The organism is Pseudomonas hunanensis (genome assembly GCF_013393325.1).
Classification (GTDB): Bacteria; Pseudomonadota; Gammaproteobacteria; order Pseudomonadales; family Pseudomonadaceae; genus Aquipseudomonas; species Aquipseudomonas putida_P.
Genome location: NZ_QJRC01000101.1, coordinates 69472 through 81973, shown reverse-complemented (window position 1 = coordinate 81973; position 12502 = coordinate 69472). Strand labels below are relative to the sequence as shown.

The following is a 12502-nucleotide window of genomic DNA, read 5'->3' as shown; positions in this document are numbered from 1 at the left end:
CGCGTCAATGTGTGGAATTGCTGGATTTTTTAGCCCTGGATTGCTGGATGCATCGGCGCTCATTGGGCGAATGACAACTGAAATTACCCATCGGGGGCCTGATGATGCCGGCCACTGGATGGACGAGTCGGTCGGCCTTGCTCTTGGGCATCGGCGTCTGGCAATTCTCGATTTGTCGCCAGCCGGCCACCAGCCCATGGCATCCGCCTGCTCCCGTTTCATCATGGTGTATAACGGCGAAATCTATAACCACCTGGATCTACGTTCCAAGCTTGAAGCGCAGGGATGTGCGCCTGCATGGCGAGGTCACTCTGACACTGAAACGCTGCTAGCTGGTATTGCTGCGTGGGGACTCGAGAAGACTCTGCAGCAGTCGGTTGGCATGTTTGCGATCGCGCTATGGGACCGACTGGAGCAAACGCTGAGCCTGGCGCGTGACCGCTTTGGCGAAAAACCGTTGTATTACGGATGGCAGGGCAGCAGCCTGCTGTTTGGTTCCGAGCTGAAAGCCTTGAAACACCATCCGGCGGCGACCAGGGAGATTGACCGGGATGCGTTGACATTGCTTTTACGGCACAACTGCATTCCCGCGCCCTATAGCATCTACAAGGGCATCTATAAGCTGCGTGCGGGTTACTGCGTCAAGTTTCCACTTGGCCTGCCCGCCACGGCTCGACATGCCCAGCCCACCGCGTATTGGTCGCTCAACGAGGTGGTTGAACAGGGCCTGAGTAATCCGTTCCAAGGTTCGTTTGACGAAGCCACCGACCTGCTTGAGCGACAGTTGTCAGCGACGGTTGGGGAGCAAATGTTGTCTGATGTGCCTTTGGGGGCGTTCCTGAGCGGTGGAGTAGACAGCAGCACGATCGTCGCGCTGATGCAGGCGCAGAGTCGCCAGCCGGTGCGTACATTCACAATCGGGTTTGGTGAAGCCGCCTACAACGAGGCCGGTTATGCCAAGGAAGTCGCGCGTCATCTAGGTACTGATCATACCGAACTGTATGTAACGCCAAGTGATGCCCAGGCAGTGATTCCGCGGCTTGCCTCCATCTACTGCGAACCGTTCAGCGATAGTTCGCAAATTCCGACTTTTTTAGTCAGCCAATTGGCCAGTACCCATGTCAGGGTAGCCTTGAGCGGTGATGGCGGCGACGAACTGTTTGGTGGTTACAATCGCTACCTGATGGGTAACAAGGTCTGGAGCAGGTTGTCGCGGCTGCCAACGATTGCTCGTAAAGGCGCTTCGCTGGCTTTACGTTCGTTGTCGCCAGCACGGTGGGACCAGGTTTACGGGGTACTCAAACCCGCTATTCCTGCGCGTCTACATATTGCTACCCCGGGCGACAAAGCGCACAAATTGGCGGGATTGCTCGGTTTGGCGGATCAGCGCGAGTTCTTCCGCACCTTGACCAGCCATTGGCAGGACCCTTCCAACCTGATCATCGGCGCTACAGAACCCGAAACGTTGCTTAGTGCCAGCGCGCAGTGGCCGGCCACCGATCATTTTGCACATACGATGATGGCAATGGATGCTCAGACGTACATGACCGATGACATCCTGGTCAAAGTCGATCGAGCCGCTATGGCGGTGAGCCTTGAAAGCCGAGTTCCGATGCTTGATCCACGGGTGGTTGAGCTGGCGTGGACGTTGCCACTTGAGTTCAAGATTCATGAAGGTCAGGGCAAGCGAGTGCTGCGCGAAGTACTTTACCGGCATGTGCCACGCGAGCTGATTGAGCGGCCCAAACAAGGCTTCGGTCTGCCTCTCGATTCGTGGCTGAGAGGTCCCTTGCGCGATTGGGCTGCAGCGCAACTTGATCCCTCTCGCTTGAGGCAAGAAGGTATTTTCCACCCCGAACCGATTATTCAGATGTGGAACGAGCACTTGAGTGGTCGCCGTAACTGGCAGCATCACCTGTGGAATGTCCTCATGTTCCAGGCTTGGTATGCAGAGCATTAAAATGCAGAAGTTCCTATTGATTGCGAGTCACCCAGAATCACTGTTGAATTTTCGTGGGCCGCTACTTGAAGCGTTGCAGGCCAGTGGCCTGCAAGTGCATGTGGCAGCACCGGACCTGGATGCCGACAGCAAGGTGCGAGCAGCGCTAGAGGCGAAAGGCGTGATCGTTCATGACATCGGACTGCAGCGTGTGGGCTTGAACCCTTTGGCGGACCTTCGCTCGCTGATGCAACTGTGGCGATTGATGCGCCAGATTCGTCCATCCTATGCGATGGGCTACACCGTCAAACCAGTGGTCTACGGAGCGATGGCGAGCTGGTTTGCGAGGGTTCCACGTCGCTTTGCGTTGATCACTGGGCTGGGCTACGCGTTTCAGCAGCCCGAGCAGGAAGGCAAGCGGGGTATTGTGCGCAGGGTAGTGCAGTCCCTCTACGCGGTAGCTTTGCGCTGTACGCATAAAGTGTTCTTTCAGAACCCGGATGACGAAGCATTGTTTCGGTCGTTGAGTCTTCTGCCGGAGTACGTGCCATCGTGCGTGGTCAATGGCTCTGGCGTGGACGTAGCGTCGTTCGCGGTGGCCCCGTTGCCGCAGACGCCGCGCTTTCTGCTAATCGCCAGGCTGTTGGGTGACAAAGGTGTACGTGAGTACGCCGCTGCTGCGCAGAAACTGCGTCAGTTGTATCCGCAAGCAAGCTTTGCGCTGGTTGGTTGGATCGACGATAACCCGGATGCCATTTCACAGCATGAACTGGATCGCTGGATCGCTGAAGGTTCCGTACAGTATTTAGGGCGATTGAGCGACGTCCGCCCTGCAATCGAGGACTGCAGCATCTACGTCTTGCCTTCGTATCGCGAAGGTACTCCGCGGACGGTGCTCGAGGCGATGGCCATGGGGCGCCCCATCATAACCACGGATGCACCCGGTTGTCGCGAAACGGTGGTGCCGGAAGAAAACGGCATATTGGTCCCGGTGAAAAGCGTTGATCAGTTAGTTGAGGCGATGACGCGGTTCGTGGTAGAGCCCGAGCTGGCATCGCGCATGGGGCGACGCTCAAGGGAGATTGCTGCGCAGCGATATGACGTACACTCAGTGAATGCAGTCATGCTTGCTGAAATGGGTATCGTGGCCTCAATAAACGTCTGCTGAGCAAGGCCTCCTGCGCACAATTCACTAGCTGGACGATTGCGTGCGAACTGAAGCCTGCATCAAGTATTTCTTTATTCTGCTGGTCAGCCACCTCCAGGTGGGATGGCCATTTTACTGTCCGGTAAACAGGTGCATATTGTGTTGAATACTCCTTTCTCGCCTTGGCCCTCATTCTCGGCACTCGAAGCTGATGCGGTGCGGGATGTCCTGTTATCCAACCGCGTCAACTATTGGACCGGGGAGATCGGGCGAAAATTCGAGCAAGCCTTTGCAGCATATGCGGAGTGCGCGCACGCTGTTGCAGTCACTAATGGCACTGTAGCGCTCGACTTGGCCCTCAATGCCTTGGGTATCGGCCCGGGTGATGAGGTGGTAGTGACCCCACGTACCTTTCTGGCATCGGTCTCCAGCATCGTCAATGCCGGAGCGACCCCTGTTTTTGCGGATGTGGATCGTGACTCGCAAAATATTACGGCAGGCACCATCAGCAAAGTGCTGAGCCCTCGTACCCGTGCGGTGATCTGCGTGCATCTGGCTGGTTGGCCATGTGACATGGACCCGATCATGGCGCTTGCCGCATCTCATGACCTGAAGGTGATCGAAGATTGCGCGCAGGCGCACGGCGCACGTTATAAAGGCCGCTCAGTGGGTTCCATAGGCCATATAGGCGCTTGGTCCTTCTGCCAGGACAAGATCATGTCCACGGGCGGTGAGGGTGGAATGGTTACTACCAATGACTCCGAGCTTTGGAAAACCATGTGGGCGTACAAGGATCACGGCAAAAGCTGGGATGCTGTGTACGAGCGTCAGCACGCGCCGGGGTTTCGCTGGTTGCATGAGAGTTTTGGTACCAACTGGCGGATGATGGAAGTGCAGGCCGTTATCGGTGCGATCCAGTTGGGGCTCATGCCTGCATGGCATTCAAGCCGCCAGCACAACGCTTGCCAGATTTGGGCATGCGCTGCTGAACTGCCAGGATTGAGGGTGCCGGCCGTGCCTGCAGATTGCGAGCACGCTGCTTACAAATGCTATGTTTTTGTCGAACCGCAAAAGCTTGCACCGGGCTGGGATCGTGACCGAATCTTGCAGGAAATTTCCCAGCGCGGTGTGCCGGCATTTTCCGGTTCGTGTTCTGAGGTCTACTTGGAGAAAGCCTTCGACGGCACAGGTTGGCGCCCGGAGCATCGCCTGGCGATCGCCCAAGAACTTGGCGAAACCAGCCTGATGTTTCTTGTGCACCCAACGCTCACCGATTCTGAAATGCGCAGAACGTGTGAGGTGCTGCGGGACGTCATGGGGCAGGCGACCGTGTGAGACTGCGTGTGACAGCCAACGTGTGCAGTCAGCGCTCGCAAGCCGACGCAGTTGCAGTACGGCAGTAAGATTTAATAAATAGGGCGATTGGATGAAGGCTACATCTCTGGCAATACCGGAAGTGATTCTGTTTGAGCCAAAAGTTTTTGGCGATGCACGAGGTTTTTTCCTCGAAAGTTTCAATCAAAAGGTATTCGAACAAGCGGTCGGCAGGGCAGTCAGCTTTGTCCAGGACAACCATTCGAAATCGGCTCGGCATGTACTGCGTGGGTTGCATTACCAGCTGAGCCAACCACAAGGAAAACTGGTGCGGGTAGTGTTCGGTGAAGTTTTCGATGTCGCCGTGGACCTTCGACGCTCGTCGCCGACTTTTGGCCGATGGGTGGGCGCTTTGCTGACTGAGCAGAACAAACATCAGCTCTGGATACCAGAGGGCTTTGCTCATGGATTCGTGGTCCTGTCCGAGCGCGCAGATTTCTTGTACAAGACTACCGATTACTATTCTCCAGCATCCGAACGGTGCCTTGCCTGGAATGATCCGGATATCGGCATCGAGTGGCCGATTGACGGCCAGCCTGAGCTTTCGGAAAAAGACAAATCAGGAAGCCCTTTGCATGCAGCAGAGTGTTTCGATTAATAGCGCGGGAGTGCAACACGGTTATGGTCAAGCGCGCAGTCGATATATTCGCATCGTTGTTCGGTCTCGTACTTCTAAGCCCGGTAATTCTCGTACTCGCGCTGTGCATTCGGCGCAAATTGGGGGCGCCGGTGCTGTTTCGCCAAGTTCGCCCGGGGATGAATGGTAAACCGTTCGAAATGATTAAATTTCGGACCATGCTTGACGCGGTGGATGCGCACGGGGTGCCTTTGCCTGACGACAAACGTATGACGCCGTTTGGCAGCTTCTTGCGCGCTTCGAGCTTGGATGAACTCCCTGAGTTGTGGAATGTGCTCAAGGGTGACATGAGCCTGGTGGGGCCAAGACCCTTGCTGATGGAGTATCTGCCGCTGTACAACCAAGAGCAGTATCGCCGTCACGATGTTCGCCCTGGAGTGACAGGCTGGGCGCAGATCAATGGCCGCAATGCGCTGTCGTGGGAAGATAAGTTCAGGCTTGATGTGTGGTACGTGGATAATCGCTCTATAGTGCTTGATTTCAAAATACTGCTGTTGACTGTCAAAAAGGTCTTGGTGCGTGACGGTATCTCGGCTGAAGGGCAGGTTACCATGTCGAAATTCACCGGTTCGCCTAAATGACTTCTTTGGCAATCCTTGGGGCAAGCGGCCACGGCAAGGTAGTGGCTGACTTGGCTGAGCTGTGCGGTTGGCAGAAAATCGAATTTTTTGACGACGCTTGGCCTGGCCTGCAACGAAATGGCGCTTGGCCTGTAGTTGGAAGCAGTGCTCAGCTGCACGAGAGGCTGGATCACTACCAAGGTGTGATGGTTGCCATCGGTAACAATGTGGTGCGTGCCCAAAAGCTGCAAGCGTTGAAACAGCACGGAGCGACAGTGCCTGTATTGGTGCACCCGGGCGCAGTGGTTAGCCGCCATGCATCGCTTGGCAGCGGTACAGTGGTATTTGCTGGTGCAGTGGTCAATGCGTTCGCCATTGTGGGCGAAGGCGCCATCATCAATACGGGATGCAGCGTCGATCATGACTGCTGTATTGGTGATCATGTGCACATCAGCCCCGGGGCGCGTCTGGCGGGTGGTGTTGCAGTGGGTGAGTGCAGCTGGATCGGCATTGGCGCCGTGGTTAGACAGATGCTCAGAATTGGCTGCAGGGCGATGGTTGGCGCAGGTGCTGCCGTGGTTTGCGACGTACCTGATAACGCAACTGTGATCGGTGTGCCGGCGCGGCCTGTTGCTCAGCCATGAAGTATCGCCTACATCATCTTGTCTTGGAGAGACACCTGAGGGTTTATGGATAAGCTAAGAGCAGGACTGCTGGTGCCGCCTTTATTGAGAAGATCAAGACGATGAATTACAAGGTTTTTCTCACTGGAGCCAGCGGTTTCGTAGGGGGAGGGGTGCTGCGCCGTCTAGTGGCTGACGGGGTGCCGGTGGTTGCCGCTATGCGAAATGGGAGTGCGTCGTTACCGCCGTCCGTACGCAGTATTGCGTTTGAGTCGTTCGAGCACGATAACGACTGGGGTGGCCTTCTTGGCGAGTGCAATGTTGTTGTGCACGCTGCCGCGCGCGTCCATGTAATGAGCGATACTGAGCGCGACCCATTGGCTGCCTTTCGGCGGGTCAATGTGGAAGGGACACTGGCATTGGCTCGCCAGGCCGTTGCTGCCGGGGTTAAACGGTTTGTGTTCATCAGTTCGATTAAGGTAAATGGCGAAGGCACACTTCCCTCAAAGCTGTACTTCGCCGATGACCTTCCACAACCGCAAGACCCCTACGGGCTCTCAAAGCTGGAGGCAGAGACTGCGCTGCAGGCACTGGCGCGCGAGTCAGGTCTTGAGGTAGTGATCGTGCGCCCTGTATTGGTATATGGCCCAGGTGTAAAAGCGAACTTTCTCAGCATGATGCGCTGGCTTGATCGCGGCATTCCTTTGCCATTTGGCGCCATTGATAATCGAAGAAGCCTTGTGGCCTTGGACAATCTCGTCGATTTGATTGCCACTTGCGTCGATCACCCGGCAGCGGCGAACCAGGTTTTCCTGGTAAGTGATGGTGAGGATTTGTCTACTACCCAATTGTTGCGTCGCATGGGCCAGGCGCTTGGCAAGCCCGCGCGTTTGCTGCCGGTACCTGCAAGCTTGCTGAGCGCCGGTGCAGTTGTATTGGGTAAAGCCGGCTTGTCGCAGCGTTTGTGTGGTTCTTTACAGGTCGATATCAACAAAACCCGTGACATGCTGGGTTGGCGTCCACCGGTAGCTATCGAGCACGCGCTTCAGGCTGTTGCCAGGCACTATCAGGGCTATAACAAGCAATGATGTTTTTGTGGTTTTTCCCGGCGATACTAGTGTTATCGCTACTGATGACGGCTGGCATGCGTTGCTATGCGTTGGCATCCAGCATGATTGACGTTCCCAACTCACGCAGTTCCCATATGGTGGCTACCCCACGGGGCGGCGGTATGGCCATCGTGCTTAGCTTTCTGGCATGCCTGCCGGTGCTGGGCCTGGCAGATACTGTCCCGCTGTCGGTACTGGTTGCTATCGGCGGGGCAGGGACGCTGGTTGCAGTGGTCGGCTTCATGGACGACCACTACCACATTGCTGCCCGTTGGCGTTTGTGCAGCCACTTCGCTGCTGCAGCCTGGATGCTTTACTGGCTAGGCGGCCTGGCGCCGCTTCAAGTGTTCGGCTTCAATCTCGAGCTGCAGTGGTTTGGTTGCATATTGGCGGCTTTTTACTGCGTGTGGATGCTCAATCTGTATAACTTCATGGACGGCATTGACGGCATTGCCAGCGTCGAAGCGGTCTCTGTTTGCTTGGGCATGGTACTGCTGTCGACCCTGGCCGATGCGCCGCAATTGGTGCCATTGCCCTTGTTGCTGGCTGCGGCCACCCTGGGTTTTTTGTTCTGGAACTTCCCCACGGCAAAGATCTTCATGGGCGATGCTGGCAGCGGCTTCCTCGGCATCGTACTGGCGGGCCTGTCGCTGCAGGCTGCCTGGACCTCTCAACAGTTGTTCTGGTGCTGGCTGATCCTGTTGGGGGTCTTCGTGGTGGACGCCACCGTCACCCTCATCCGCCGCCTTCTGCGTGGCGAAAAAGCTTACGAGGCACATCGTAGCCACGCCTACCAGTTTGCTACCCGCCACTACGGCAAGCATCTACCGGTGACCCTGGCCACGGCTGCGCTTAACCTGTTCTGGTTGCTGCCGGTGGCATTGTGCGTGGTGTTGCTGGGCTTGGACGGAGTGTGGGGTGTTGTCATCGCCTACCTGCCATTGGTGTTTCTGGCTGTGCGCTGGCGCGCCGGTGAACTCGAACACTAGCTAAAGTGATAGGAAGAAGGTTGTAGTAATGTCACTTCGGAAAACTTTCAGAGGTTCTATGGATAAGCTGCGCTCAAGACTGCTCGGACTGCCTCGACGCCAGAAACGGCTGATCCAGGTAGCGACTGATGTCATTTTGGTCTGGTTCGCGCTTTGGCTAGCGTTTGTTGTGCGTCTGGGCATCGATGATCTGGCCAACCCCGTCCTGGACCACACTTGGTTGTTCGTCATCGCGCCGGCCATTTCGATCCCGTTGTTCATTCGGTTCGGGCTTTACCGAGCAGTGATGCGCTATTTCGGCAATGACGCGTTGATAGCGATCATCAAGGCCGTCACGCTTTCCGCGCTGATCCTGGGCTTCATCATCTACTGGGCCGGCAACCACCAGAACGTGGTGCCGCGCTCGATCACCTTCAACTACTGGTGGCTGAGCCTGATCATGGTCGGCGGCCTGCGCTTGGCGATGCGCCAGTACTTCTTGGGTGACTGGTTTGCTACGGCCGTGCAGCACGTGCCATTCGCCAACCGCGACGACGGCCTGCCACGAGTCGCCGTGTACGGTGCCGGTTCGGCCGGTAACCAACTAGTGGCTGCCCTGCGCATGGGCAAGGCCATGCGCCCGGTAGCGTTCATTGACGACGATGCCAGCATCACTGATCGAGTAATCGCCGGCCTTCAGGTGTACCAACCAGACCATCTGCAACGCATGATCGACGACACCGGCGCTGAAGAAATCCTGCTGGCGCTGCCTTCGGTTAGCCGCAGCCGCCGTCGCGAAATCCTCAATCTGCTCGAAGGCTATCCGCTGCACGTACGCAGTGTGCCTGGTTTCATGGACCTGGCCAGTGGCCGGGTCAAGGTGGATGACATCCAGGAAGTGGACATCGCCGACCTGCTGGGCCGCGACGCGGTGCCGGCCCAAGGTGACTTGCTGCAGCACTGCATCATTGACCAGACCGTGATGGTGACTGGTGCTGGGGGCTCGATCGGCGCCGAGCTGTGCCGCCAGATCTTGGGGCAAACGCCGCGTATTCTACTGTTGTTCGAGCACAGCGAGTTCAACCTGTACACCATCGCAGGAGAGCTGGAACAGCGTATCCTGCGAGGAGGCCTGGCCGTGCAGTTGATCCCGATACTGGGCTCGGTTCGTGACCAGTCTAAGATGCTCGACGTGATGCGCGCCTGGCAGGTAGACACTGTCTACCACGCCGCCGCCTACAAGCATGTGCCCATTGTCGAGCACAACATTGCCGAAGGCCTGTCGAACAACGTGTTCGGCACCCTGTACACCGCCCAGGCCGCGCTGCAGGCCGGTGTTGCCAACTTCGTGTTGATTTCCACCGACAAGGCCGTGCGCCCCACCAATGTGATGGGCAGCACCAAGCGCCTGGCCGAAATGGTTTTGCAGGCCCTTAGCCGCGAGCTGGCACCCGTGTTGATGGGCGATACCGGCAACGTGTCGCAGGTGAACAAAACCCGCTTCACGATGGTGCGTTTCGGCAACGTACTGGGCTCGTCGGGCTCGGTCATCCCGCTCTTCCACAAGCAGATCAAGGCTGGCGGGCCGCTGACCGTGACCCATCCAAAAATCACCCGCTACTTCATGACCATTCCCGAGGCCGCGCAACTGGTGATTCAGGCTGGCTCCATGGGGCAGGGTGGGGATGTGTTCGTGCTGGACATGGGCGAGCCGGTAAAGATTGTGGAACTGGCGGAAAAAATGATTCACCTGTCCGGCTTCAGCATTCGCTCCGAGCGCAACCCGCTGGGCGATATCGCCATCAACTTCACGGGCTTGCGCCCGGGTGAGAAGCTTTACGAAGAGTTGCTGATCGGCGACAACGTGATTGCCACGCGCCACCCCATGATCATGAGCGCCAACGAAGACTACCTGCCCTGGGATGTGCTGAAGCAGCGCCTGGAGGCGCTGCGGGCCGCCTCTTCGGTCGATGACTTCGCCACCGTGCGCCAGCTGTTGCGCGACACCGTGAGCGGCTATGTGCCCGGCGGGGAAATTGTCGATTGGCTGTACCAGCGTCGGCGTCTGGAGCCCTGAGCACGGCACAAACAAACAGAACAGGTGTTGCCTGCAAAGCAACGCCCATATGAACTTCAAACGCAGTGAAGTTTGACAGCGGGAATTGGGAAGAACTGAACGATGACTATTCTGGTAACTGGTGGTGCGGGTTTCATTGGCGCGAACTTCGTGCTCGACTGGCTGGCGGGTAGCGATGAGCCTGTGGTCAACCTCGACAAACTCACCTACGCAGGCAACCTGCAAACCCTGAGCAGCCTGCAGGGTGACAAGCGCCATATCTTCGTGCACGGCGACATCGGCGACTCCGAGCTGGTAGCCCGCCTGCTGCAAGAGCACCAGCCGCGCGCGATCGTCAACTTTGCTGCCGAGTCCCACGTCGACCGCTCTATCCACGGCCCCGAAGACTTCATCGAAACCAACATCGTTGGTACCTTCCGCCTGCTGGAAGCCGTCCGCGCCCATTGGGGTGGCTTGAATGACCAGGCACGCCAGGCGTTCCGCTTCCTGCATGTATCCACCGACGAAGTGTACGGCTCGCTGGCCGCCGACGAACCGGCCTTCACCGAGACCCACCAGTACCAGCCAAACAGCCCGTATTCCGCCAGCAAGGCCGCCAGCGACCACCTGGTGCGCTCGTATCACCACACCTACGGCCTGCCGGTACTGACCACCAACTGCTCGAACAACTACGGCCCGTACCACTTCCCGGAAAAACTCATTCCGCTGATGATCGTCAACGCCCTGGCCGGCAAGCCACTGCCGGTGTATGGCGACGGTCAGCAGATTCGCGACTGGCTGTACGTCAAAGACCACTGCAGCGCCATTCGCCGCGTACTGGAAGCCGGTACCACCGGTGAGGTGTACAACGTTGGCGGCTGGAACGAAAAGCCCAACCTGGAAATCGTCAACCGCGTATGCGCACTGCTGGACGAACTGCGCCCACGCGACGACGGCAAGCCCTACGCCGAACAGATTACCTACGTGACCGACCGCCCCGGCCATGACCGCCGCTACGCCATCGATGCCCGCAAGCTGCAGCGCGAGCTGGGCTGGAAACCCGCTGAAACCTTCGAAACCGGCATTCGCAAGACCGTGGCCTGGTACCTCGACAACCAGGAGTGGGTGCAGAACGTACAGTCCGGCAGCTACCGCGACTGGGTAGAGAAGAACTACGCAGGGCGCTCGGCATGAAACTTCTGCTACTGGGCAAGGACGGCCAGGTAGGTTGGGAGCTGCAACGCAGCCTGGCCCCGCTGGGCCAGGTGCTGGCGCTGAACAGCCGCAGCCAGGCGCACTGCGGCGACCTGGCCAACCTGCCAGGCCTGGCCGAAACCGTGCGCGCCTACGCCCCAGATGTCATCGTCAACGCCGCCGCCTATACCGCCGTCGACAAGGCCGAAAGCGACCGCGAGCAGGCCTTCAGGGTAAACGCCGAAGCCGTTGGCGTGCTGGCCCGCGCCGCCGCCGACTGTGGCGCACTGCTGGTGCATTACTCCACCGATTACGTGTTCCCGGGGCAGGGCACCCAGGCCTGGCGCGAAGATGACAGTGTCGGCCCACTGAACACCTACGGCGAAAGCAAGCTGGCTGGCGAACAAGCCATCCAGGCTGCCGGCTGCCAGCACCTGATTTTCCGCACCTGCTGGGTGTATGCCGCCCGCGGCAACAACTTTGCCAAGACCATGCTGCGCCTGGCCGGAGAGCGCGATAGCCTGGGCGTGATCGACGACCAGCACGGCGCCCCGACCGGTGCCGAACTGATCGCCGACATCACCGCCCACGCCATCACCGCCACCCGCCGCAACCCGGCCTTGGCCGGCCTGTACCACCTGGCAGCCGCCGGCGAAACCACCTGGTGCGGCTACGCCCGCTTCGTGCTCGAGCAGGCGGCGGCACAAGGGGTAGCGTTGAAAGCCCAGGCCGAACAGGTCAACCCATTGACCACCGACGCCTACCCGACGCCTGCCAAGCGGCCGTCCAACTCACGTCTTGATACCCACAAACTGCAGAAGGCTTTTGCCCTGACCCTGCCAGACTGGCGCCAGGGAGTGGCCCGCATGCTCACGGAAATACACGAGAAATGACC

11 protein-coding genes are annotated in these 12502 nt (G+C 58.2%); all 11 read left to right on the top strand.

Annotation, left to right across the window (positions count from 1 at the left end):
* The first annotated feature begins 7 nt into the window (after positions 1–7).
* The 11 genes from asnB (at position 8) to rfbD (ending at position 12500) form a co-directional block, all read left to right on the top strand.
* Entirely contained in the window at positions 8–1960 is a 1953-nt protein-coding gene (asnB, locus tag DM807_RS25440; protein WP_069942138.1) for an asparagine synthase (glutamine-hydrolyzing), read from the top strand.
* Positions 1947–3107 carry a glycosyltransferase family 4 protein gene (locus DM807_RS25435; RefSeq protein WP_244965091.1) on the top strand — a complete coding sequence of 387 codons (1161 nt, stop codon included), beginning with the start codon at positions 1947–1949 and terminating at the stop codon, positions 3105–3107. The genes asnB and DM807_RS25435 overlap by 14 nt, the downstream gene beginning before the upstream one ends.
* A 138-nt stretch (positions 3108–3245) precedes the next feature.
* Positions 3246–4421: a DegT/DnrJ/EryC1/StrS family aminotransferase gene (locus tag DM807_RS25430; protein WP_069942246.1), complete on the top strand. Its 1176-nt coding sequence runs from the start codon at positions 3246–3248 to the stop codon at positions 4419–4421.
* A 91-nt stretch (positions 4422–4512) separates the two neighbouring features.
* Positions 4513–5058 carry a dTDP-4-dehydrorhamnose 3,5-epimerase gene (gene rfbC, locus DM807_RS25425; protein ID WP_081336898.1) on the top strand — a complete coding sequence of 182 codons (546 nt, stop codon included), beginning with the start codon at positions 4513–4515 and terminating at the stop codon, positions 5056–5058.
* Positions 5059–5081: 23 nt separating this feature from the next.
* The gene (locus DM807_RS25420; RefSeq protein ID WP_069942135.1) at positions 5082–5678 is read left to right on the top strand and encodes a sugar transferase; all 597 of its coding nucleotides are present in this window, start codon (positions 5082–5084) and stop codon (positions 5676–5678) included.
* Positions 5675–6301 (top strand): acetyltransferase, encoded by a 627-nt coding sequence (locus tag DM807_RS25415; RefSeq protein ID WP_069942134.1) that lies wholly within the window; start codon positions 5675–5677, stop codon positions 6299–6301. The genes DM807_RS25420 and DM807_RS25415 overlap by 4 nt, the downstream gene beginning before the upstream one ends.
* A gap of 101 nt (positions 6302–6402) precedes the next feature.
* On the top strand, positions 6403–7368 hold the full coding sequence (locus DM807_RS25410) for a UDP-glucose 4-epimerase family protein (RefSeq protein ID WP_069942133.1): 966 nt from the start codon (positions 6403–6405) through the stop codon (positions 7366–7368).
* On the top strand, positions 7365–8378 hold the full coding sequence (locus DM807_RS25405) for an MraY family glycosyltransferase (RefSeq protein WP_069942132.1): 1014 nt from the start codon (positions 7365–7367) through the stop codon (positions 8376–8378). Before DM807_RS25410 ends, DM807_RS25405 begins: the two co-directional genes overlap by 4 nt.
* A 58-nt stretch (positions 8379–8436) precedes the next feature.
* Complete coding sequence (locus DM807_RS25400) at positions 8437–10434, top strand: polysaccharide biosynthesis protein (protein ID WP_069942131.1); 1998 nt, start codon at positions 8437–8439, stop codon at positions 10432–10434.
* A 102-nt stretch (positions 10435–10536) separates the two neighbouring features.
* Complete coding sequence (rfbB, locus tag DM807_RS25395; protein WP_179028124.1) at positions 10537–11607, top strand: dTDP-glucose 4,6-dehydratase; 1071 nt, start codon at positions 10537–10539, stop codon at positions 11605–11607.
* The gene (rfbD, locus tag DM807_RS25390) at positions 11604–12500 is read left to right on the top strand and encodes a dTDP-4-dehydrorhamnose reductase (RefSeq protein WP_179028123.1); all 897 of its coding nucleotides are present in this window, start codon (positions 11604–11606) and stop codon (positions 12498–12500) included. Before rfbB ends, rfbD begins: the two co-directional genes overlap by 4 nt.
* The last annotated feature ends 2 nt before the right edge of the window (positions 12501–12502 follow it).

Excerpts from the sequence above, each read along its gene's own strand:
- DM807_RS25415 (WP_069942134.1), top strand. The coding sequence starts at position 5,675 with ATGACTTCTTTGGCAATCCTTGGGGCAAGCGGCCACGGCAAGGTAGTG.
- DM807_RS25405 (WP_069942132.1), top strand. The coding sequence starts at position 7,365 with ATGATGTTTTTGTGGTTTTTCCCGGCGATACTAGTGTTATCGCTACTG.
- asnB (WP_069942138.1), top strand. The coding sequence starts at position 8 with ATGTGTGGAATTGCTGGATTTTTTAGCCCTGGATTGCTGGATGCATCG.
- DM807_RS25410 (WP_069942133.1), top strand. The coding sequence starts at position 6,403 with ATGAATTACAAGGTTTTTCTCACTGGAGCCAGCGGTTTCGTAGGGGGA.
- DM807_RS25435 (WP_244965091.1), top strand. The coding sequence starts at position 1,947 with ATGCAGAGCATTAAAATGCAGAAGTTCCTATTGATTGCGAGTCACCCA.
- rfbD (WP_179028123.1), top strand. The coding sequence starts at position 11,604 with ATGAAACTTCTGCTACTGGGCAAGGACGGCCAGGTAGGTTGGGAGCTG.
- rfbB (WP_179028124.1), top strand. The coding sequence starts at position 10,537 with ATGACTATTCTGGTAACTGGTGGTGCGGGTTTCATTGGCGCGAACTTC.
- DM807_RS25420 (WP_069942135.1), top strand. The coding sequence starts at position 5,082 with ATGGTCAAGCGCGCAGTCGATATATTCGCATCGTTGTTCGGTCTCGTA.
- DM807_RS25400 (WP_069942131.1), top strand. The coding sequence starts at position 8,437 with ATGGATAAGCTGCGCTCAAGACTGCTCGGACTGCCTCGACGCCAGAAA.
- rfbC (WP_081336898.1), top strand. The coding sequence starts at position 4,513 with ATGAAGGCTACATCTCTGGCAATACCGGAAGTGATTCTGTTTGAGCCA.